Here is a 19,618-nt window from a genome sequence, read left to right as displayed (position 1 = left end):
AAGCCTGAGCCTGTGGCAAAGTCTGAACCTGTGGCAAAACCTGAACCTGTGGCAGAGCCTGAACCTGTGGCAGAGCCTGAACCTTTGGCAAAACCTGAACCTGTGGCAAAGCCTAAACCGGTAGCAAAGCCTAAACCGGTAGCAAAGCCTAAACCGGTAGCAAAACCAAAGCCTGTAATTCAACCCAAGCCTACCCAAGCACCTAACGCCGAGCCTACAAACTCAAACACTCAACAATATGCTGATGACTATAATATCGAGCTACCTGCTGGTTTAGTTTTACCACACTTAAGTGATGCCAATGCCGTTAATAATCCAACTCCACGCTACCCTCGCTTATCTCGCAGAATGAAAGAGCAAGGAACGGTTTTACTAAAAATTTATATCAATGTAAGTGGCAAGGTAGAGCAAATACAGTTGCACCAATCCAGTGGGTTTTCTCGATTAGATCAATCAGCTAAAGCCACTGTTAAACATTGGCACTATCAACCAGCGAAACAAAATAATACGCCTATTGGCTATTGGTACATACAACCCGTGCATTTTGCACTTAACCAACCCTGATAAGGAGGATTTATGGAAGGTCCCTATGGTATTACAGCGCTTTGGGCACAAAGTGATGGCGTAATTAAAACTGTCGCAATATGCCTACTTTTAATGTCTGTTGCATCGTGGAGTGTCATTACAATAAAAGCGGTAAAGCTATTTCGATTACAGCGCTGTGCATTAAAAGTAAATGGATTTTGGCACTTTAAAGACATTCATACTGAAATAAAACATCTCGACACACGCTCAGGACATCCGACCCCTTTTAGTCAGCTAGTAAATGAAGGGCTCAATGCTAAAGCGCATTACCAGCAACATAAAAATGAACTGCACGGTGATTTAAATCTCACACACTGGCTGACAACATGCTTGCGTCATTCTATTGATGGCAGTAAAGCGGAGCTGCAGCGAGGTTTAGCCATATTAGCATCTGTTGGCGCAACCGCCCCATTTATTGGCTTATTAGGTACTGTATGGGGTATTTATCATGCCCTAATTAATATAGGCATCAGTGGTCAAGCTAGTATTGATAAAGTAGCGGGCCCTGTGGGCGAAGCGCTGATAATGACGGCTTTTGGCCTTGCTGTCGCGATCCCCGCGGTCTTAGGTTATAACGCACTAACTCGCGGAAATACACAAGTGATAGAGCGCCTCAATTTCTTTGCTCACGAAGTTCATGCTTACTTAGTGATTGGCTCTGCCCCCAGCAAAACTGCGCATCAACTAAAAGTTGTAGGAGAGTAGCTATGGCTTTTGGTCAACAAATAAATGATGAAGAACAAATGATGGCTGAAATCAATATGACTCCGTTTGTCGATGTAATGTTGGTGTTGCTTATTATTTTTATCATTGCGATGCCGGTGATCACTCAATCCATCACCGTGGAACTCCCAAAAGCACAAGTAACACAAAGTGAATTAACTGAACATGTAGAAAGTATAAGTTTGCAAGTTATGGCTAATGGTCAAATCAAATGGCAACAGCAAGATATTGATATTACTGCGCTTAAAGCTAACTTAGCAAACATAGCGCAGCAATCTCCTCAACCTAGCTTGCAATTGCAAGGAGCTGCACAAGTACCCTATGAAAAAGTAGTACAAGTGATGGCATTGGCGCAGAATTCTGGCGTGACCTCGTTAAATTTTGTTACTCAATTACCTTAGCAATTTTACTAATTTATGTAGCCTAAAACCAGCCATTATCTCTAAATTTAAAAACAACATTACGACATAACAAACTGATTTAAAAATCATTTCACACAAAAAATAAGGAGTTTATGTGAAACCTACTCGTCCCATCTTAGTATTCCCTAAGCCTCTATCAGCCATTACGCTTGCATTGATAGCCGTTAATTCTATTTCTATTAGTTACGCAAAAAGTAATCAGCCGAGTCAATTAAAAGCTGTCACTGTCAATGCTGATGCTGATCAAGAAACAGCAACGGGCCCTGTTGATGGTTTTATTGCTCGTAAGAGTGTCACAGCTACAAAAACAGATACGCCACTCATTGAAACACCACAATCTATTTCCATCGTCACAGCAGACAAAATAGAAGCAATTGGAGCAACGCGAGTAACAGAAGCCCTAGCTTACACAGCAGGTGTAAACACCTCTCCATGGGGAGATTTACCTCAATATGATTGGTTGTATATTCGTGGTTTCGATGCCTATGCGCCTGGCTTTTATCAAGATGGGTTACAGATCAGAAACAGTGGTAACTGGGGGATATGGCAAACAGAACCCTATGGAATGGAACGCATAGAAGTACTAAAAGGCCCTGCCTCTGTATTATATGGCCAAAATGGTCCTGGTGGCGTTGTCAATTTAGTGAGTAAAATGCCAACTCCATTTAGCCATAATGAATTACAAGTTAAGGTGGGGAATTATGAGTTAAAACAAATCGCTGTAGATATGTCTGGACCTTTAGATGATGATAGTGAATATTTATACCGGTTCACTGGTTTAACAAAAGATGCTGAACTCAGTACTGAATCACTAGAAAATGATCGTGACTATTTAGCGCTTTCATTAACTTGGCAACCAAGTACTCAAGGAAAAATCACCTTTTACTCGCAATATTACAACGTTGACGCTGGCGCCGCGTGGCATGCTTACCCACTAGAAGGCACATTATTACCTAATCCTAATGGTGATATCGCTATTTCTACTTTAATTGGTGAGCCCGATTTTAATCGCTATAAACAAGAGCAATGGGTGGTAGGCTATCAAGGTGAGTACCACTTCAATAATAATTGGCAACTTCAACAACACAGTCGCTATGCTAAGTTTAATGTTGATTATGGGGTAATCTGGGGTAAATGGGCGCAAAAAAATAGTGACCCACATTCAGCTGATAACTTTCGTTATTTAAAACGTACCCCTTTATCTAGCCAAGAAACGGTAACCGGCCTTGCAATTGATACTCGTTTAATAGGTAAAATCAATACAGGTAAACTACAACACACAATCCTACTTGGTATTGATTATCAGGACACTGAAATAGATGTAGCTGCTCGCTACGGCGGTGTATTAGATGACTTAGATATCTTTGCGCCGAACTATGGCTCTGAGGTCATTCAGCCAGAACCAAATATTGCCGGTATTTCAACGCTTGCACAGGTCGGTGTTTATCTACAAGATCAAATTAAATTTGATGATAAATGGATAATGACACTAGCTGGACGTTGGGATCGTGCCGAAATAAAAAATGAAACGCCCGATGGTATTATTGATCCTACCTCGCAGCGCACAGATACAGAGTTTACTGCACGTGCCGGCTTAGTTTACCTAGCCGACAACGGTTTAGCTCCGTATATCAGCTATTCAGAATCTTTTGCCCCAACCACTAATGTTGACCCTCAGCAAGGTAGGCCATTTTCACCTGAAACTGGCCGTCAATATGAAGTAGGTGTGCGCTACCAACCATTTGACACGGCAGCAAGCTATAGCATGGCAGCATTTGATATAGAGCGTAGTGATTTCACGCAGTGGGTATGGACAACAGAACCTGCAGGGTTCAAACAAACTGGCGCCATTGAAGTACGAGGGGTGGAGTTAGAAGCACTGGTGCAACCAACGAGCAGAACAAATATCACTGCGGCATACAGCTGGATACCTACAGCCGAAGTCACTGAAAGTGGTAATACAATTGAAATTGGTAAGCAAGATAAAGCTATTTCAGAGCATCAATTCAGTGTGTGGGGCGACTACCGTTTTGCCGATGTATTCACTGTTGGCTTAGGGGCACGTTACACCGGAAGTAATCATGGCACGGGAGAAAAAGCGCCAATTGCAGTCGACAGTTATACGTTACTGGATGCGATGCTAAGCTATGATTTAGCGCAATGGAAACTAGCTCTAAATGTACGTAACCTGACAGATAAAACAGTGATCACCACTTGCGGCAGCACTTCATGCTCCTATGGCGACCGTCGTAAGGTGGCACTCACCGCAACGTATCAATGGTAAAAACTAAGCAATAAGTAACCAATGTAAAAAGTGGCGCTTAGCTGCTTTTTACAACCCACTGGAACAACTCTATTAACTATCGTCTCGAGATGCTAATAAAAACAACGAAGAAACCGCTCACGTTAGATCCCCTACTACTCAATTTCCCACAAATCAGAAAACTTAATTACCACAAAAGTGACTTCTACTACTCACTATGTGTATTATGGGGAAGTATTTATTATCACCAATTTGCTAATGGCTATAGTAATTAGGAATAGATTGCAAAGGATCCCACCAGCACAATGAAAACCAGTAAGCTAAGTATAAGATTATTATGGTATATCACGCCGTTGGTGATTTTGCCTTTGCTGTTTTTAGGTGGTTTTACTCTCACCAACGTTACCAGTTCTACACAAAAACAAGCGGAACTTATAGTTAGTCGTTTTGTTGAGCAACAACAGCAAAAAATGTTTAACTACATTGATTCGTTCCACTCAACCACTAAATTACTGTCAACTTCCCCTGTACTCAGTGACTTTTTAGCCGATGACTTACGCGACAACGGTAACTACACCCGAAGACTGGGCGCGCTAATGGATGTATTTGCGAGTTACTCAGAGGCTTACCCTGATATCATTAGTGTGAATTTGATTTCACCCGATGGCCATAGCGATGCCTATTACTCCAGTAACTTAAATACCGCACCAACCAGCTACCCATTTTTTTCGCAAGTATTACAGAGTAACTTACGCCAGCAGCAATTTATGGTGCAAAAGCAAGATGGCACCACGAGCTTGTATTTTATTCAACGTATTTACAGTGCCGATTACTACCTAAAACGACCGCAACAGCTTGGCTTTATTGTAGTACACGTTGAACCATCCATTTTAAATACCAGCATTTTAGAAGCGCCTTATAACAACACGCTTAATTTACTGCTCACCAATAATGGCAAAATATTATTTAGCTCTGATTACGATAAACGCGGCCAATATATTAGTGAGTATGAACTAAAACAAATTCATGAACTCGCTGACTTGGGCAAGCTTTCAACCATAGAGCTATCCAGTATAGATAAAGTTGAACGGATGATTTACGCCATCCAAATGAGTGGCGGTTATTATTATGTCTCGACCATTCCTAAAGCGTTACTTTATCAATCTGGTAAAGCAATCAGTTTAATTACCGCGTTAATTGTAATTATTTCAGTGATCACCTTGCCGATGCTGATTTTTATTGTGGTGCGCAATTTATTACTTAATCCAATAGAATTACTTGGCGCCGCCAGTCATCGCGTTGGTGACGGTGACTTATCTGTGTACTTGCCCGCCCATAATAACGATGAAGTAGGTGTATTATTTAACGATTTTAATCACATGGTAAACCAAATTCGTCATTACCAAGACGAACTGGAAGAATATAAACATCACCTTGAAGATAAAGTAGAAAGTCGTACAAAAGCACTTGAAACCATGAATAGCCAGCTAGAGGTTGCTATTGCTCAAGCAGAGCAAGCTAATCAATTAAAAAGCCGATTTTTAGCTAATATGAGTCATGAAATTCGTACCCCACTGACCGCTATTATGGGCTTTACTGAGCAACTATTGCACAGTAATAAAACCAGCGGCGATGCGTTGCACCTAAGTACTATATTGCGCAACTCGAAGCACCTACTTGAGCTCATAAATAATATTTTAGACTTATCAAAAATTGAAGCGGAAAAGCTCGCTGTCGAAAAAGAGCCGCTTGATATAGTGCAACTGGTGCATGATATTGATTCTATTATTCGTCCTTTAACACAAGAGAAAAAGCTCAGCTGTAATATTAATTTTCACTTACCACTGCCGCGGATCATTAATAGTGATGGCACGCGTTTAAAGCAAATTTTAATCAATATTGCCAGTAATGCAGTGAAGTTTACCGAACAAGGTTTGATCACCTTAGACATTACTTATAATAGTGATTCACAGCTTATTGAATTTTCCATTCAAGATAGTGGCATAGGTATGTCAGAGCGTGAGGTTGAACGGGTATTTAAGCCGTTTGAACAAGCTGATACCACCACCACTCGTCGCTTTGGCGGTACAGGATTAGGCTTATGTATTTCTAAAAACTTAGCCCAATTACTCGGCGGTGATGTGTATGTACAAAGTACTCCTGGCAAAGGTAGTTGTTTTCGTGTACAGATTGCCTGCAACTTAGTAACAGACAACGAACTATTACCTCTGATGCTCACAGAGCAAAGTCAATTAACACCAGAAAAAGACTTACAACTTTCATTTGCACAAAATAATTTCGATGCCAATATTTTAGTCGCAGAAGATAACCCTGATAATCAACTATTGCTCAAGTTACTCTTACAAACATGGGGGCTTGAGCCAGATATTGCCAACAATGGCGCTGAGGCTGTTGAAATGGCATTAGTGAATGACTACCAGTTGATTATCATGGATATGCAAATGCCAGTGATGGGAGGACTAGAAGCGACACAAATGCTGCGTCATGCAGCATATGATGGCCCAATCATTGCCCTCACCGCGAACGTAATGAAACATGACGTCAATACTTATCTGCACGCAGGTTGTGATGAGGCGCTAGCTAAACCTATCGACAAAGACGCTTTAGAAAGTGTACTGGTTACTTACTTAAATATTGAAAAAGACACGCAGAATAAATGGGAAAACTTACTCAATAGTGAAAAATTCCAGCAAATCAATAACGACTACCGTTCAAAGTTGCCTGATTATTTAATTCAAGTAACACAATTACACAATGCCAACGAGTGGGAGCAACTCAGAGCGCTTGCCCACAGCTTAAAAGGCAGTGCTGGTTGTTTTGGTTTTAGTAATATTCATCATGCTGCAGCGGCACTTGAGGATAATTTACGTGGACGCGACCAAAGCCGACGTGATTATTTAGCGCTAAGCTTAATTGAGTCGATTAAATACACCTTACAGCAACAGCCGTTAACCGAAGTATAAAATGTACTAGCCTACCTAAGTTAGCCAAATAGCAGCGTCATGCCCATAAGAATAGCATCTTCATGGCCATTTTTGGTTGGATCATCGCTTGGGTAATAGTTTTTACGTATCGACATCTCACTAAAGCCTGCTTGTTCATACAGCGCAATGGCGCGGGTGTTGGTTTCTCGCACTTCTAAAAACAAGTTTTCAGCATTATGCTGCTCACCGTAAGCTATAAAATTAGCAAGTAACTGCTTAGCAATGCCCTGCCCTTGGAATTGGGGTGCTACACAGATATCCATTAAGGTAAAATCAGGGCCTGCCTTTTCACCAATATAAAACCCTATCATTTGTTCTGCTTGAAATGCCGCTAAATTAAAATAGCGCCCAGCTAAACATGATTGCATAGTGCTGCGCGCCCATGGATGGCTATGGCATGCGTTCTCAATATGCATCAACGCATCTATCGATGCTTCAGTGACTGCTTTAAAGGTTATCAATATGTTTGCTCATCAGCGCCCAAAGTGCGCGTTTAGTATCAGCATTAAGCTGTTGAGTTGGTAAGCTCAGTTGACCGTCATGCCATGCTAAAGTGTCGCCCTTTACTACATTACTAATATGCAGTGGCGTAATAGCGCGATTTAAATCAGCGAGTAATTGTGTGCTTAGCTCAACGGGTATAAGTGGTGCTTCAGCTTTAGGCTCACACACGTCTTCAACAACGGGCTCAGAGCGAAAATGCGTATTTAGTTCAAGGTTTTCTATACCAAAAATAGCTGCGTATCGTGGATGCATAACAACTCAGTAGATTTAAACACTAGAACAATATAAGAAGTAATAAAAACGATGTAAAGAAGAAATGGCAGGGGCGGAGAGACTCGAACTCCCAACCATCGGTTTTGGAGACCGCTGTTCTACCAATTGGAACTACGCCCCTGCAATGACGACGAATTATAGAGACCTTTCGCTAAAGGTAAAGAAAAAAATTACTTTTTTGGTTTGTTTGCTTTTTAAATAAACAAAACGGCGAATTAGCATGCTAATTCGCCGTTTTATAATCAGTTAAAAAAACCGTTTATAGGTTATTCCCACTCAATCGTTGCCGGTGGTTTACCTGAAATATCGTAAACAACACGTGAGATACCGTCGATTTCATTAATGATACGGTTTGAAACCACACCTAAGAACTCATACGGTAAGTGCGACCAACGTGCAGTCATAAAGTCAATCGTTTCAACACAACGAAGGCTTACAACCCAATCGTACTTACGGGCATCGCCCATAACACCGACCGATTTAACCGGTAAGAATACCGTGAACGCTTGGCTCACTTTATGATAAAGCTCAGCTTTATGTAGTTCTTCAATGAAAATTGCATCAGCACGGCGTAGTAAATCACAGTACTCTTTTTTGATTTCGCCAAGTACACGCACGCCTAAACCAGGTCCTGGGAATGGGTGACGGTAAAGCATGTCGTATGGTAAACCTAGCTCTAAACCAATTTTACGTACTTCATCTTTAAATAATTCACGTAAAGGCTCAACTAAGCCCATCTTCATGTCATCTGGTAATCCACCTACATTGTGGTGAGATTTAATCACATGCGCTTTGCCTGTCGCTGATGCTGCTGATTCAATTACGTCTGGGTAGATAGTACCTTGACCTAACCACTTCGCATTTTTAAGCTTTTTAGCTTGCTCATCAAATACGTTGATAAAGGTGTGACCGATAGCTTTGCGCTTATCTTCTGGATCTGATTTACCAGCAAGATCAGCTAAAAATTGATCTTCAGCATCGACTTTAACAATGTTAAGGCCAAACTTGTTGCCAAACATGTCCATCACTTGCTGACCTTCGTTTAAACGAAGTAAACCGTTATCAACAAATACACAAGTTAGACGCTCACCAATAGCGCGGTGAATGAGCATAGCTACAACTGATGAATCAACACCACCTGATAAGCCTAAAATGACTTCGTCTTCACCTACAGTGTCTTTAATACGCTCAATCGCGTCATCAATGATTTTTGCAGGTGTCCATAACTTTTCACAACCACAAATATCAATTGCAAAACGCTCTAATAAGCGTTGGCCTTGATGTGTGTGCGTTACTTCTGGGTGGAACTGTACGCCGTAAAAACGCTTTTCTTCGTTAGACATTGCCGCATGCGGGCAAGTAGACGTTTTAGCTGTGGTTTTAAACGTAGCTGGAATTTCCATTACTTTATCACCATGGCTCATCCATACATCAAGTACGCCATTGCCACCATCAGTAATATGATCTTCAATTGCATCAAATAATGCACAGTTGCCTACTTTTTCAACCTGCGCGTAACCAAACTCTTTTTTATCAGAGCTGTGAACGCTGCCGCCTAGTTGCGTTGCCATTGTTTGCATGCCGTAGCAAATACCAAGTACTGGTACGCCAGCATTAAATACATACTCAGGGGCACGTGGGCTGTTTTCTAAGGTTGTTGACTCTGGGCCACCAGATAGAATGATACCTTGTGGGTTGAACTCACGGATTTGTTCTTCCGTTACGTCCCATGCCCACAGCTCACAGTAAACACCAATTTCACGCACACGGCGGGCGATCAATTGCGTGTATTGCGAACCAAAGTCTAAAATAAGAATTCGTGAATCGTGAATGTCTTTGCTCATTGAGGATCTCGTTAGTCAAGAACTGGCACTCAGAGTATCTGAATGACTAAAAATAAATAAGGGCTAGCAAATGCTAGCCCAGTAATTTCAATACGTTATATTGATTAACCTAAACGGTAGTTAGGTGCTTCTTTAGTGATTTGTACATCGTGAACATGTGACTCACCCATACCAGCTGAAGTAACACGAACAAACTGAGGTTTGGTGTTTAATTCTTCAATCGTTGCACAACCAGTTAAGCCCATTGCGCTGCGTAGGCCGCCCACTTGTTGGTGAATGATAGTCGCGATTGGACCTTTATAAGCCACACGACCTTCAATACCTTCTGGTACAAGTTTGTCTGCTTGGTTAGATTTTTGGAAGTAACGATCTGATGAACCTTCTTTTTGGTTCATCGCACCAAGGCTCCCCATACCACGGTATGATTTGTAGTAACGACCTTGATAAAGCTCAACTTCACCCGGCGCTTCTTCAGTACCTGCTAGCATTGAACCAACCATTACGCATGATGCACCAGCAACCAATGCTTTTACGATATCACCCGAGAAACGAATACCACCGTCGGCGATAACTGGAATGTCACGGCCTTTTAAGCCTTCAACAGCATCAGAAATAGCTGTAATTTGCGGTACGCCGCAACCAGTAACAATACGCGTAGTACAGATTGAACCAGGACCAATACCAACTTTAACCGCATCAACACCGGCATCAGCAAGAGCAATCGCACCCTCAGCAGTTGCAACGTTACCCGCTACAATTTGCAAATCTGGGTATGCTTGGCGAGTTGCAGCAACACGGTCAATAACACCTTGTGAATGACCATGTGAAGTATCAATAAGTAATACATCAACGCCCGCTTCAACAAGTGCAGCGATACGTTCATCAGTACCTGGACCGACACCCACTGCCGCACCTACACGTAGACGACCTTGGTCATCTTTACAGGCGTGAGGTTTGTCTTGTGCTTTTTGGTAATCTTTTACCGTGATCATGCCTTTTAATTTAAATGCATCATCAACTACAAGAATTTTTTCAATGCGGTGTTCGTGCATTAAACCTAAGATTTCTTCACGTGCAGCACCTTCTTTCACAGTGACTAACTTTTCTTTTTTAGTCATGACTGTTGAAACAGGTTGCTCAAGTTTAGTTTCGAAACGCATATCACGGCTGGTAACAATACCAACCAGACCATTATCAGCATCCGTTACCGGAAAACCTGAAAAGCCTTTTTCTTCAGACAACGCAACCGCATCCGCAATAGTTAAATCCGCTGTCACAGTGACAGGAAAAGACACAATACCGGCTTCGTACGTTTTAACTTTACGTACGTTTTTAGCTTGTTCTTCAATTGTCATGTTTTTGTGGATAAAACCTAAACCGCCTTCTTGCGCTAGCGCAATCGCTAAGCGTGCTTCGGTAACAGTATCCATAGATGCTGAAACTAACGGCAAGTTAAGTTTGATACCACGCGTTAAGCGAGTTGAAATGTTTGCCGTGTGTGGCAAAACAGTAGAATGACCTGGTACTAAAAGTACGTCATCAAAGGTAAGAGCTTCTTTAGCAATTCTAAGCATTTTGGCAACTTCTCACATGTGGATCTTGTATAAGGAATTGCGGCCAAATTTTATCAGCGTTATCGACATGAGTAAATAAGATTTCACAATTATTTATGATAAAATACCACCATCATCGCTTTTTAGAGTCGTTTTATGGCCATAACATCCCAGCAGCAAACGGTTTATACCGTTTCTAGACTAAACAGAGAAATTAGATCTGTGCTTGAGCAAGGATTCGCATCGTTAATTTTAACCGGTGAGATCTCAAACTTCATAACCCCTGCGTCTGGGCATTGGTATTTTACGCTTAAAGATGATCGCGCCCAAGTAAAAGCGGCGATGTGGCGTGGCAATAATCGCGGCCAACGCTATCGTCCTGAAAATGGCGCGCAAGTCACTGTCCGTGCACGAGTATCCTTGTATGAACCGCGTGGTGATTATCAGCTGATTGTTGAACACATGGAAGCGGCAGGTGAAGGCCAATTAAAGCAAGAGTTTGATGAATTGAAAATGCGCCTCGCGGCTGAGGGCTTATTTAGCTCAGCATACAAACAGCCATTGCCAAGCGTTGTGCATCGTGTAGGTGTGATCACATCAGCAACCGGCGCTGCTATTAAAGATATTTTAACGGTACTTAAACGCCGCGCACCACAACTAGAAGTGGTGATCTACCCTGCCATGGTGCAAGGTAAAGAGGCTCATTTGCAGTTAATTGATAAAATTAACCTCGCCAACGCTCGCAATGAAGTTGATGTGCTCATTTTAGGCCGTGGCGGTGGCTCTTTGGAAGATTTATGGTGCTTTAACCATGAACTACTGGCGCGAGCAATTTATGCCAGCAGACTCCCTATCATTAGTGCCGTCGGGCATGAAATTGATACCACCATTAGTGACTATGTGGCCGATATCCGCGCCGCCACACCATCCGCGGCCGCAGAGCTTGTTAGCCCTAATAGCAGTGAACTTTATAACCAAATTCAACAACAATTGCAGCGTTTAGCAAACGCGTTTAAACATCAGCTATCTGCCAAGCAAAATACAGCCACCGCACTTGAACACCGGTTAACATTATGCCACCCGCGCAATCAATTAAATCAACAAGCACAGCGTTTAGATGAGCTATTTTTAGCACTGCAACAAGCAATGCAACAACGTATTTACCAGCATGAACGCCGCTTAAGTAATTTAGTGCCGCGTTTAATGCAGCGCTCACCGGATCGCATGCTTGCACAGGCGGGCCATCAGTTACAACAATTGCAAGCACGCTTACAGCAAAGTATGCAGCAACAACTACGTAGCAGCCAAAATACACTGGCTCTTCAAGCGAGTCGCTTAGAGTCGGTGAGTCCTCTCAATGTGCTGGCACGCGGCTATAGTATTACTAAAAACGAGCAAGGGCAGGTAATAAAATCAACGCAGCAAGTGAATCAAGGCGACTTACTGCTCACAGAATTAGCGGATGGGGTCATTCAATCGGTCGTTAGTTAACTATTTTGCAGCAGAGCCGGGTTAGTCCGATTCTGTTGCAAGCAGTAAAGAAAAGTCGCGATCGCTGGATTTAGAAGTGGTGACGGTAAATTGTTGCCAAAATTCTTGTTTGACCAATTGATCATTTAGCTCACGCCACTGAGTGTGACCAAAGTCATCAATATCTTGTGGTGCTACAAGCTCAAATTTACAGACCGAACTTTTACATTGCGCACTTACTAACTCAGGGCTAATGCTAAGATCGGCCATTTGCAAAAAGTCTTTCATGGCTGTTTCTGTGCGGTAAGCCCACTCTTCGTTACGGTTTTGTTCGTCAAATTTAGTCAATAATGCTTGTTCAAGATCTGAAGGAGCTGTTAGACGTTTTTCATATGTTTTTACCAGCTTTCGCTGCGCTTCCAATTCAACTTGAAGCTGTGCTAACTGGGTTTCAAGTGCACGAGTATTTTCTACATCTGAAGAGGGGGTTGAAGATTCTAATACATCGACTTCTGCTGTTTGGCTGTGTTTACTTACTGCATGATCAGAAACAGATTCTAGGCTAATAGATTGTGCTTCTGTTACAAACTTTTGATAGGCTTGCTCTGATTGAGCATCATCTGCAATAGCTGCCAATTGAGAGAATAAAATGACACCAAAGAATATTGAAGCACAGGCAACACCCGCTATAAAAGCTAACAATAAAGCAGTAAAATTATTTTTCATCATATTTTGGCATTCCTTTACTGCTTTTGTTTATAACTTACAATCAATTTGTAATCAATACCTTGGCTGCATTGTCAAAGGTGGTTTATAACATAGCACTGGTATGTGATTCGTTTTGCGGCTCGTCAACGTCTAAAAAGTTTTGGTTCATGCTTTGCGCAGGGCAAGGGCAATTTGGTTTACCAACAATTTTAGCCGGCACGCCCACAACTGTGGTGTGCGGCGGCACAGCACTTAGCACAACAGAGCCTGCGCCAATACGCGCGCCCTCGCCGACTTCAATATTTCCGAGCACTTTTGCACCCGCACCAATTAGGACACCTGCGCGAATTTTCGGATGACGATCACCTTTTTCATTACCAGTGCCCCCTAAAGTGACTGATTGTAAAATAGAGACGTTATCTTCTATTACCGCAGTTTCACCAATCACTATACCAGTGGCGTGGTCAAACATAATACCATGGCCGACTTTACAAGCAGGATGGATATCAACGCCAAATACTTCTGAGGTACGGCTTTGAATAAAGCGAGCGAGCTCTTTACGGTTTTGTAACCATAGGCAATGGGCGAGTCGATGAGCTTGAATTGCATGAAAACCTTTTAAGTTTAAGATCACAGTTAAATAAGTATCGGCAGCAGGGTCGCGATCTTTAACCGCTTTAATATCATGAGCAACGTGAGTAAGCATGCGATCGCACTCAACAAAGGCTTGGTCAAACAATTCACGAATAGTAAATGCGGATACCACAGCATCAGACAATTTATTCGCAACGATAAAACTCAACGCAGATCCTAAACACTCATGATTTAAAATGCATGAATACACATGACTTGCCAAAAGAGGTTCGCGGGTAACGACTTCATTTGCTTCTGCGCGAAGCTGTTGCCAAATTTCATGACGCATAGGACGGCCTTTAATTAATACGAATATAAGCTTTTGTGCAGTTTAACGGATTTCATGGCGTATGTGTTAACACTGTAATTATTTGTTCTGGTTATTAGATATAACGAAACTTAAAAACCCTAAACAAGAATAATCGCCCCTATTTAAGAATCGTTGTAACGACAGTAAGCATAGTAGTAAAAAATTTATAAAGTTAAATTAAAAGCTTAAAATTCAAAAAGTAACAAACATGACAGCTTAACTGTCATATGACAAAATAACCACTGGCATAAAGCTGACGGCGAAAATAACAATTACAATCGCTAAATTAGCATCATCAACTTAACAAGGAATATGATGATGAAAAACGACATACTCAACACAAAAAAACTTGGCTATAAATTTTACTTTCAAGACGGTGACGATCAAATAGCCTGCTTTGGTAGTTACTTTACTGGCAAAGAAGAAGTCTATGTTAATGATGAATTGGTCAGTGAAAAGCGCAGTATTAATGTCACGAGTAAACACCAATTTGAACTCTCAGGTAATACTTTCAACGTTAAATTTGAAATGCACAATATTTTAACTGGGAGGCTTGAGTGCTCACTTTATAAAAATAAAAAGTTAGTTAAAAGCTATCAGCAATCATCACTGTTTAATAACCCTAAGACCTCACTTAAAGTTATGGTGGGCTGTTTCTTGGGCGGACTCGCTGGCGGTTTTATACTTATTTCTATTTTAGAATTTTTACTTGGGGAATTTTAAAATGCAACTTAACCCCAAAACTATAAAAGCATTAAGGCAAAAGCTTGATTGGACTCAACAACAACTTGCCGATGCCTGCGACGTGAGTTTACGCACCATCCAACGCGTTGAAAAAGAAGGAGCTGCGTCTAAAGAGACTACTATGGCTTTATGTGCTGTATTGGAGGTTCGCCAAGGCGAATTGATACGACTTGAAGAGCTCGCAGCATCAGACTCTAAAACACAGATTATTAATAAACAAAATATAACAGCGGTGATAGCAATTTCATCTTTTGCCAGCTTTGCGCTTGGTATGATCACTGTATTTTTGATTATGAAATAAGGGGTTTAAACGATGTCAAAAGAATCGCGAGGACACATCACGTTAGTGCTTATCGTCAGTGCAATTATACTTTTTGGATTAGGTGTAAAAATTGGCGCGATGTTATAAAAATGCCCCAATAAATGGGGCACTTTAATTAGCTTAATTTATATCGCTTTTATTGAAACACTTGATCTACTGCAACTACTTCGATGTTTTTCGCAGGAATTGCAAGTTTATAGTCAGCAATCACTTTATCTTCAGCTACTAACTCTGCCGGCTTTTCTGCGTTATACACCATTGGCGATGTTTGCTCTGACGCTAAGCGTTTTTGCATATCTTTGCCATCACCGGTAATAAACACATACTGGATATCATCAGTTTGTAAATTATCTTTAATGACACGATTAACATCAGCTAAAGTCAGCTTTTCAAGCTTACTCGTTACATATTTCACAAACGATTCAGTGTCATAAAACTCGCTATCAAGTGCGTAACCTAATTGGCGATTTTGACTGGCAACCATTTGCGGCACAAAGTTGATTAAGAAGTTACGCGTAGCGTCAAAGTCTTTTTCGGTCATGCCATTTTTGATCAGCTTATCAAGTTCAAATAAAGCCGTACGTGTTGCAAAGTGCGCATCATTATTTGAACGCAGTGGGCGCAACCACACTTGGAATATTTGTTCAGAGCGACCTAGGTTGGCGTCAGGTTTTGTTTGGAACATACCACGCGGGAAATACTCAATATAAGCATAATCGCCGTAGTTCATACCACGGGTTTGGCGAATACGATTATATAAATATGCATTTGAGCTACGGTGCTCACCAAAGTATGAACGCACTAACCAAAGTGCAGTCCAATCTTCACTGCTACGTATGGTATCAATAGGGAAACCAAATGATACCGCGGTAGACTGTGCTGACTTTTCAACAATTGTCGCATGGTGACCTTTAAGCACTGGTGCATCAGGAATTGATAAACGGCTTTGCTGACCTTTTGGCAACTGGCTTAAATCTGCAAACATGGTTGTTTTAAGTGAATCTGGCACAGCGCCAATTAGACCAACCGTTAACTTAGCCTGAGTAAACTCTTTTGCGTAAAACGCTTTTACATCATCCAAAGTTAGCGCTTCTAGATCAGATAAATCACCATAGTTATAACTTTCATACGGGTGACCTTGGTACAGCTTATGGTAAAGCACTTCTTTACCTAGCTCTTCATCGTTCGACGCTTTAAGTCCTGATTTTATGCCATCAATCAGCTCTTTCTTTAAACGCTTAAAGTCGTCTTCTCTAAAGCCAGGGTTTAGTAACTGCTCACTAACCAATGCGTACCATTTAGCCGCATTATCTTTATGAACACGCCCTTGCAGAGAAATCATTTCTTTATCAATCTGATAACCAAAGCTACCTGCCAACGGGTACAGTGCTTGTTTGATATCGTTATAGCTCTTAGATTCTGAGCCACCTTGCGCAAGCATGGCTGCGGTTAGTGCTGCAACCCCTTTTTTGCCTTTTGGATCAGCCGCAGCACCGGTGTGGAATAACCAGTTAACATCAATTAATGGTGAGCTATTGGTTTTATCAAGCACTTTAAAGTGACGCTCTTGTACTATGTGCTTACTCGCAACAAGGGAGTTTAAGTCAACTTCTTGCTCAAAGCCTGCCACTGTATCAAGCGCCGACATTGTTACCGTAGTACGGCTGCTATCAACAAAATACTGATTGGCAATATCTTGAATATCTTGCGCGCTGATACTGTCAGCCGTTGCATATAATTGATTAACGACTTCTGGGTCGCGCTCAAAATGCATGTAGCTTGCAAGGGTTGATGCAATTGCTTGTGATGAATCTAAGCCGTTAATGAAGCTATATTTTAAGTTTGATTTTAAATCAGCTAGTTTTTGGCTATCTACAAGCTCTGTACGCGCTTTAGCGTAAGTGTTATTAATTGCATCACGCGCTTTAACTAAGTCTTCTTCGTTTTCTACTTTGACAAATACATGTAACAAACCTGGATCTTTTGTATCTGGGTTGTAGGTAAACATTTGACTGGCAATTTGCTTATCAACCACTAACTCTTGATATAGTTCAGAGTTATTTGAGAAATAAAGCTGCGACAGCAAATCAAGGGCTGCGCGGTCTTTTTTCTCAGGCTGCCAAGCTGCGCCCTTGTATGATACTAGCAACCAATGCCCAGGTAAGCCTTCATTCTGCTCATGTACATATTTAGCTGCTTGTTGCTTAGGCTCAGTTGGGATATCAGCAACGTAATTACCTTTTTGCCAGCCGCCCCAGTGCTTTTTAACCATCGCCATCGTCTCTTGCGGATCGACATCACCCACAATCACTAGCGATACATATTCAGGCTTATAAAACTTTTCAAAAAACTCTTTACCGTACGCCATTTGATCAGGCATCGCTTCGATATCTTCAAAAAAGCCCATGGTGGTGTGTTTGTACGTGTGCTTGTCAAAAGCTTCATTACGTACCGCAGACAATAATTTACGAATTGGGCTGGCGTTATTTTTAAGGTATTCACCTTTTACAGTTAATGCTTCCGTACGAAATTGCTCTTCTGAATACGTTAAGTTTTGGAAAATATCAGCTTCAATCTCAAGTACTTTATCAAGGTGCTGCTTTGAAAAGTTTAAGTGATAATTAGTGTAATCATTAGTGGTGTACGCGCGGTTATCTACACCTGAGTTTTTTAGGATGTCTGAATACACATCTTGCGGGAATTTTTCAGAGCCTTTAAACATCATGTGTTCAAAAAAATGTGCAAAGCCCGTTTTACCCGCTTCCACTTCGTTACGAGACCCCACGGAGACAGGTATTTGTAGTGATACCACATCAGGGTAATCAGTTTTCACCACCATAACCCGTAAACCATTTTCAAGCTCTTCCAATAGGTAATCTTGTGAAAACACACGGTCATTGCTACTGGCAACCGTTGACTGTTCAATCTCAACTTCTTTAACCATATTAGAGCCGCTGCTACTTGCACAGCCACTTAGTGCCAGCGTTACCGCTAAACTTGTTGCTAATAATTTAAATTTCATTGTTATCCCTTGTTAGTTGAATATTTTTTTAGTTATAAAATTTTTATACCTTTATGATTATGCAACAAAGTGAATCAATATAAGACCCCTAGGCCAATGAATTATGTAAACAGTTGTGTATTGCCTGTCCCCAAAAACCAATTGAACATGAGATAAATTCATATTCATTGAGAAAGTTTCATTAAAAAAATCTATCTAGACGTCTAAATGGCTGCTATATTACCAAACATAGAACGTTAATTGGCTGGAATGAGGATTATGGCTTTATCATTACAAGAGAAAATTGAAGATACCAATCAGGGTGTTTACTTAATTGGCACAACTCCACCGCGTATTGGTACCGATAAAGCCCAGCTTGAAACCATTGCCCAAAAGCTGTTAGGCCGTTTACATGAAATAGAGTATGACGGTGTTGTTATTTATGACATTCAAGACGAGAGCAGCCGTACTGATAAGCCACGCCCTTTTCCATTTAAGCAAACGGTTGATCCACGTGAATATAGCCATTTATTACGCAGCTTATCGCACCTAGATGTGATCACCTATAAAAGTGTTGCACAACGTGGCGAAGCAGAATTTAAAGCGTGGTTAAACGAAACAAAGAACGACTTTGATTTAAAAAACTTAGTATTAGTTGGCAGCCCGTCATCTGATGGCGATATAAAGTTAAGCTTACCTAATGCTTATAAAGCACTCGCAGAGCAAGCTGATGATTTCTTTCTAGGCGGTGTAACCATTGCTGAGCGCCATGCAAGTAAACGTAACGAGCATGAGCGTTTACTTGAAAAAACGGCACAAGGTTGTCAGTTTTTTATCTCGCAAGCGGTTTATAACGCACAAGACACCATTGATTTGATCACCAGCTATGCTCGCAGCTGTAAAGCGCAAGGTATTAAGCCAAACCGTATCATTTTGACTTTCACCCCGTGCGGTAGTGAGAAAACCTTAGACTTTATGCAATGGCTAGGTATTTCAGTGCCTGAAGCGACCAAATGGCGCATGCTTGATGCAGAAAACCCATTAAGCGAATCAGTACGCATTTGCCGCGAGAACCTAGATTCAATTCTAAAAAGTTGTGCCCATTTAGATGTACCACTAGGGCTAAATATTGAAAGTTTAACCAACCGTAAAGAAGAGATTGATGCGTCAATTAACCTTTATCGTTTGTTAAAAGCGACAATGGAATTAAATTTAGCTGAAAAGCAGATAGCTTAGGTTCGGGCTTCGGGCTTCGGGC

General features: G+C 41.4%; 16 protein-coding genes and 1 tRNA gene. 9 read left to right on the top strand and 8 right to left on the bottom strand.

Going from position 1 to position 19,618, the window contains the following annotated elements; all coding sequences use genetic code 11:
• The 5 genes from CWB85_RS18585 to CWB85_RS18565 form a co-directional block, all read left to right on the top strand.
• A partial coding sequence (locus CWB85_RS18585; protein ID WP_138555672.1) for an energy transducer TonB occupies positions 1-564 on the top strand: 564 nt, incomplete at its 5' end.
• A 12-nt stretch (positions 565-576) separates the two neighbouring features.
• Complete coding sequence (locus CWB85_RS18580; RefSeq protein ID WP_138555671.1) at positions 577-1,290, top strand: MotA/TolQ/ExbB proton channel family protein; 714 nt, start codon at positions 577-579, stop codon at positions 1,288-1,290.
• 2 nt (positions 1,291-1,292) lie between these two features.
• Positions 1,293-1,709 carry an ExbD/TolR family protein gene (locus tag CWB85_RS18575; RefSeq protein ID WP_016708647.1) on the top strand — a complete coding sequence of 139 codons (417 nt, stop codon included), beginning with the start codon at positions 1,293-1,295 and terminating at the stop codon, positions 1,707-1,709.
• A 115-nt stretch (positions 1,710-1,824) separates the two neighbouring features.
• Positions 1,825-4,014 (top strand): TonB-dependent siderophore receptor, encoded by a 2,190-nt coding sequence (locus CWB85_RS18570; RefSeq protein ID WP_138555670.1) that lies wholly within the window; start codon positions 1,825-1,827, stop codon positions 4,012-4,014.
• A gap of 284 nt (positions 4,015-4,298) precedes the next feature.
• Positions 4,299-6,977, top strand: coding sequence for a hybrid sensor histidine kinase/response regulator (locus tag CWB85_RS18565; RefSeq protein WP_138555669.1), 2,679 nt, complete (start codon positions 4,299-4,301; stop codon positions 6,975-6,977).
• 20 nt (positions 6,978-6,997) lie between these two features.
• Here the strand turns inward: CWB85_RS18565 and rimI are convergent, their stop codons facing one another.
• The 5 genes from rimI to guaB form a co-directional block, all read right to left on the bottom strand.
• Entirely contained in the window at positions 6,998-7,459 is a 462-nt protein-coding gene (gene rimI / locus CWB85_RS18560) for a ribosomal protein S18-alanine N-acetyltransferase (RefSeq protein ID WP_016708644.1), read from the bottom strand.
• Positions 7,446-7,754 (bottom strand): hypothetical protein, encoded by a 309-nt coding sequence (locus CWB85_RS18555; RefSeq protein WP_016708643.1) that lies wholly within the window; start codon positions 7,752-7,754, stop codon positions 7,446-7,448. The genes rimI and CWB85_RS18555 overlap by 14 nt, the downstream gene beginning before the upstream one ends.
• A gap of 65 nt (positions 7,755-7,819) precedes the next feature.
• Positions 7,820-7,896: transfer RNA gene (locus CWB85_RS18550), tRNA-Trp, on the bottom strand.
• A gap of 145 nt (positions 7,897-8,041) precedes the next feature.
• Positions 8,042-9,619 carry a glutamine-hydrolyzing GMP synthase gene (gene guaA, locus CWB85_RS18545; protein WP_138555668.1) on the bottom strand — a complete coding sequence of 526 codons (1,578 nt, stop codon included), beginning with the start codon at positions 9,617-9,619 and terminating at the stop codon, positions 8,042-8,044.
• A gap of 104 nt (positions 9,620-9,723) precedes the next feature.
• Entirely contained in the window at positions 9,724-11,193 is a 1,470-nt protein-coding gene (guaB, locus tag CWB85_RS18540) for an IMP dehydrogenase (protein WP_016708641.1), read from the bottom strand.
• A gap of 135 nt (positions 11,194-11,328) precedes the next feature.
• Between guaB and xseA the strand changes: the two genes are divergently transcribed.
• A complete protein-coding gene (gene xseA / locus CWB85_RS18535) occupies positions 11,329-12,663 on the top strand; it encodes an exodeoxyribonuclease VII large subunit (RefSeq protein WP_138555667.1) in 1,335 nt (444 codons plus the stop codon).
• A gap of 21 nt (positions 12,664-12,684) precedes the next feature.
• On the opposite strand, the gene CWB85_RS18530 is transcribed toward xseA, so the two are convergent.
• Together CWB85_RS18530 and cysE are read right to left on the bottom strand one after the other, a co-directional pair.
• A complete protein-coding gene (locus CWB85_RS18530) occupies positions 12,685-13,371 on the bottom strand; it encodes a hypothetical protein (RefSeq protein ID WP_138555666.1) in 687 nt (228 codons plus the stop codon).
• A gap of 82 nt (positions 13,372-13,453) precedes the next feature.
• Positions 13,454-14,272: a serine O-acetyltransferase gene (cysE, locus tag CWB85_RS18525; protein ID WP_016708638.1), complete on the bottom strand. Its 819-nt coding sequence runs from the start codon at positions 14,270-14,272 to the stop codon at positions 13,454-13,456.
• 339 nt (positions 14,273-14,611) lie between these two features.
• Here cysE and CWB85_RS18520 point away from each other — a divergent pair, with 339 nt between their 5' ends.
• The gene (locus CWB85_RS18520) at positions 14,612-15,016 is read left to right on the top strand and encodes a hypothetical protein (protein WP_171039037.1); all 405 of its coding nucleotides are present in this window, start codon (positions 14,612-14,614) and stop codon (positions 15,014-15,016) included.
• Between the two features lies 1 nt (position 15,017).
• A complete protein-coding gene (locus CWB85_RS18515; RefSeq protein ID WP_138555664.1) occupies positions 15,018-15,338 on the top strand; it encodes a helix-turn-helix transcriptional regulator in 321 nt (106 codons plus the stop codon).
• A gap of 157 nt (positions 15,339-15,495) precedes the next feature.
• Here the strand turns inward: CWB85_RS18515 and CWB85_RS18510 are convergent, their stop codons facing one another.
• Positions 15,496-18,381, bottom strand: coding sequence for a M16 family metallopeptidase (locus tag CWB85_RS18510; RefSeq protein WP_138555663.1), 2,886 nt, complete (start codon positions 18,379-18,381; stop codon positions 15,496-15,498).
• Positions 18,382-18,639: 258 nt separating this feature from the next.
• Between CWB85_RS18510 and CWB85_RS18505 the strand changes: the two genes are divergently transcribed.
• Positions 18,640-19,596, top strand: a complete 957-nt coding sequence (locus tag CWB85_RS18505; protein WP_016708633.1) for a methylenetetrahydrofolate reductase — start codon at positions 18,640-18,642, stop codon at positions 19,594-19,596.
• Positions 19,597-19,618 lie beyond the last annotated feature (22 nt).

It is taken from the genome of Pseudoalteromonas sp. S1727, from assembly GCF_005886375.1.
Lineage (GTDB): Bacteria > Pseudomonadota > Gammaproteobacteria > Enterobacterales > Alteromonadaceae > Pseudoalteromonas > Pseudoalteromonas haloplanktis.
The sequence above is the reverse complement of the archived record's forward strand: the minus strand, read 5'-3'. Positions and strand labels throughout refer to the sequence as shown.

Bases quoted from the DNA above. Each gene is read 5' to 3' on its own strand.
- CWB85_RS18580 (WP_138555671.1), top strand. From the start codon at position 577: ATGGAAGGTCCCTATGGTATTACAGCGCTTTGGGCACAAAGTGATGGC.
- CWB85_RS18575 (WP_016708647.1), top strand. From the start codon at position 1,293: ATGGCTTTTGGTCAACAAATAAATGATGAAGAACAAATGATGGCTGAA.
- CWB85_RS18565 (WP_138555669.1), top strand. From the start codon at position 4,299: ATGAAAACCAGTAAGCTAAGTATAAGATTATTATGGTATATCACGCCG.
- CWB85_RS18555 (WP_016708643.1), bottom strand. From the start codon at position 7,754: ATGCATCCACGATACGCAGCTATTTTTGGTATAGAAAACCTTGAACTA.
- guaA (WP_138555668.1), bottom strand. From the start codon at position 9,619: ATGAGCAAAGACATTCACGATTCACGAATTCTTATTTTAGACTTTGGT.
- guaB (WP_016708641.1), bottom strand. From the start codon at position 11,193: ATGCTTAGAATTGCTAAAGAAGCTCTTACCTTTGATGACGTACTTTTA.
- xseA (WP_138555667.1), top strand. From the start codon at position 11,329: ATGGCCATAACATCCCAGCAGCAAACGGTTTATACCGTTTCTAGACTA.
- CWB85_RS18530 (WP_138555666.1), bottom strand. From the start codon at position 13,371: ATGATGAAAAATAATTTTACTGCTTTATTGTTAGCTTTTATAGCGGGT.
- cysE (WP_016708638.1), bottom strand. From the start codon at position 14,272: ATGCGTCATGAAATTTGGCAACAGCTTCGCGCAGAAGCAAATGAAGTC.
- CWB85_RS18520 (WP_171039037.1), top strand. From the start codon at position 14,612: ATGAAAAACGACATACTCAACACAAAAAAACTTGGCTATAAATTTTAC.
- CWB85_RS18515 (WP_138555664.1), top strand. From the start codon at position 15,018: ATGCAACTTAACCCCAAAACTATAAAAGCATTAAGGCAAAAGCTTGAT.
- CWB85_RS18510 (WP_138555663.1), bottom strand. From the start codon at position 18,381: ATGAAATTTAAATTATTAGCAACAAGTTTAGCGGTAACGCTGGCACTA.
- CWB85_RS18505 (WP_016708633.1), top strand. From the start codon at position 18,640: ATGGCTTTATCATTACAAGAGAAAATTGAAGATACCAATCAGGGTGTT.